Annotated in this window: 2 protein-coding genes and 1 pseudogene; all 3 read left to right on the forward strand. The window is 35.3% G+C overall.

What is annotated here, in order from left to right; translation table 11 throughout:
• A pseudogene (locus HGC4_RS17330) lies at window positions 1–360 on the forward strand (transcriptional regulator); the annotation flags it as partial.
• A gap of 4 nt (window positions 361–364) precedes the next feature.
• The gene (locus HGC4_RS17335; RefSeq protein WP_050711400.1) at window positions 365–1,180 is read left to right on the forward strand and encodes an SDR family oxidoreductase; all 816 of its coding nucleotides are present in this window, start codon (window positions 365–367) and stop codon (window positions 1,178–1,180) included.
• Window positions 1,181–1,241: 61 nt separating this feature from the next.
• Window positions 1,242–2,417, forward strand: a complete 1,176-nt coding sequence (gene uxuA, locus HGC4_RS17340) for a mannonate dehydratase (RefSeq protein ID WP_050711401.1) — start codon at window positions 1,242–1,244, stop codon at window positions 2,415–2,417.
• Window positions 2,418–2,453: the final 36 nt, after the last annotated feature.

The raw sequence follows: 2,453 nt of genomic DNA on the forward strand, positions 1-2,453 counted from the left end.
CAATCGAAAGATGTAGCAAATGAGCTTAAATCAATATTGAATAATACCAACAACAAGCTTGGTGCTATTGTATTTAATTCTCGAATATATGAACTAGTAGAGCTTTTTGAAAGTATTGCTTGTGGAGATAAAAAGATCAATCTTATAGGGTACGACTCAATAGAGAAAAATGTGGAGGCACTTAAAAATGATCAGGTGCTATTCCTTATTTCTCAGCGCTCCACTCAGCAGGGTTATGATGCTATAAAATCGTTGAGTAATCATTTATTATTTAGCAAGATTATCAATAAGATAAACTTTATGCCTATCGATATTTTGATGAAAGAAAATATAGAATATTACAAAAATTACAAATTATAATACTATGAAAAACAATTTGTTCTGTATTGAAAATAAAGTGATTGTAATCACTGGTGGATGTGGTGTTTTAGGTTCAGATATGGCTCAATATTTAGCCGCTCAAGGTGCTAAAATTGTGATTCTAGATCGTGTTAAAGACAAGGGAGAAGAACTTGTAAGCAAAATTAAAGGTGGAGGAAACGAAGCATTGTTTCTTTCAACCGATGTTTTGAATAAAGAAGTTTTAGAACAAAATCGAGATGAAATTATCAAAGTATATGGTAAAATTGATGTACTTATAAATGCAGCAGGAGGTAATATGCCGGGTGCTACAATAGGACCTGATAAGACGGTTTTTGATTTGGCAATAGATGATTTTAAAAAGGTGGTTGATTTGAATCTATTCGGAACAGCTATCCCGACTATGGTTTTTGCTAAAGCTATGGTCGACAATGGAGCAGGAAATATTATAAATATTGCTTCTGAATCGGCATTGAGACCTTTAACTCGAGTAGTGGGGTATGGAGCTGCTAAAGCTGCTGTGGCAAATTTTACAAAATATATGGCTGGAGAATTGGCTCTTAAATTTGGAGAAAAATTCAGAGTAAACGCATTAGCTCCGGGATTCTTCATTACTGAACAAAACAGAACATTGCTAACTAATCCAGATGGTACTTATACAGATCGTGCAAAAACAATATTAGCACATACTCCATTCAACCGTTTTGGAGAGGCTGACGAGTTGTTAGGTTCGTTGCACTATTTGATTAGTGATGCTTCGAAATTTGTATCAGGAACTATACTTGTAATTGATGGTGGTTTTGATGCATTTTCTATTTAAGCTCTAAAATCTTAAGTCGTATTATAGTTAAGAATAAACAAACTTTTAAATTTAATATATAATGGTATTAAGTGAACAAACATGGCGTTGGTACGGTCCTAATGATCCAGTATCATTAGCCGATATCAAACAAGCAGGAGCAACAGGTATTGTTACAGCTCTTCATCATATTAAAAACGGTGAAGTCTGGACTGTGGAAGAAATCGAAAAGCGTAAGCAAATTATAGCAGAAGCTGGTCTTACATGGTCAGTAGTAGAAAGTATACCAGTACACGAATTTATCAAAACGCAGGAAGGTAACTATAAAGAATATATAGAGAATTATAAGGAAAGTATTCGTAATCTCGCTAAATGCGGAGTTATGATTGTAACTTACAATTTTATGCCCGTTTTAGATTGGACACGTACCGATTTAGCATTTACGGTTGCTGATGGCTCGAAAGCCCTGCGCTTCGAAAGAGCAGCATTTTTGGCTTTTGACTTGTGTATATTAAAACGTCCTGGAGCTGAAAAAGAATATAGCGCTGAAGATATAGCAAAAGCAAAAGCCAAATTTGAGAGTATGTCTCAGGCTGAAAAAGATCTATTAGTACGAAATATGATTGCTGGATTACCCGGTGCAGAAGAAAGTTTTACGCTCGAAGAATTCCAAGCTCAATTGGACAGATATGATGGTATAAATGAAGATAGACTTCGTTCCAATTTGATTGATTTCTTAAAAGAAATAGCTCCTGTAGCTGATGAAGTGGGAGTGAAGCTCGCAATTCATCCAGATGATCCTCCCTATGCAATATTAGGTTTGCCTCGTGTGTTAAGTACCGAGAATGATTTTCTTAAATTGGTTGAAGCCGTACCTAATACTTCTAATGGACTATGTTTTTGTACAGGTTCGTTTGGTGTAAGAGTTGATAATGACTTGGTAAAAATGATTCGAAACTTGGGAGACAGAGTAAACTTCGTGCATCTGAGAGCAACTCAACGTGATGCAGAAGGTAATTTCTACGAAGCAAATCATCTTGAAGGAGATGTGGATATGTATGGCGTTATGAGAGGATTATTAGAGATACAACAAAAAAGAAATATTTCAATACCATTCCGTCCCGATCATGGACATCAAATGATTGATGACTTGAATAAGAAAACAAATCCAGGATATTCGTGTATAGGGCGCCTTAGAGGGCTAGCCGAATTAAGAGGACTTGAACTTGGTATTGCTAAAACTTTGTTTGCAAACTAACGATTTTTAATAATCCAATAATAACCCATAAAAGGT

Origin of the sequence: Dysgonomonas sp. HGC4, from assembly GCF_001261715.1 — a bacterium.
In the GTDB taxonomy this organism is placed as follows: domain Bacteria; phylum Bacteroidota; class Bacteroidia; order Bacteroidales; family Dysgonomonadaceae; genus Dysgonomonas_A.

Bases quoted from the DNA above. Each gene is read 5' to 3' on its own strand.
- uxuA (WP_050711401.1), top strand. From the start codon at position 1,242: ATGGTATTAAGTGAACAAACATGGCGTTGGTACGGTCCTAATGATCCA.
- HGC4_RS17335 (WP_050711400.1), top strand. From the start codon at position 365: ATGAAAAACAATTTGTTCTGTATTGAAAATAAAGTGATTGTAATCACT.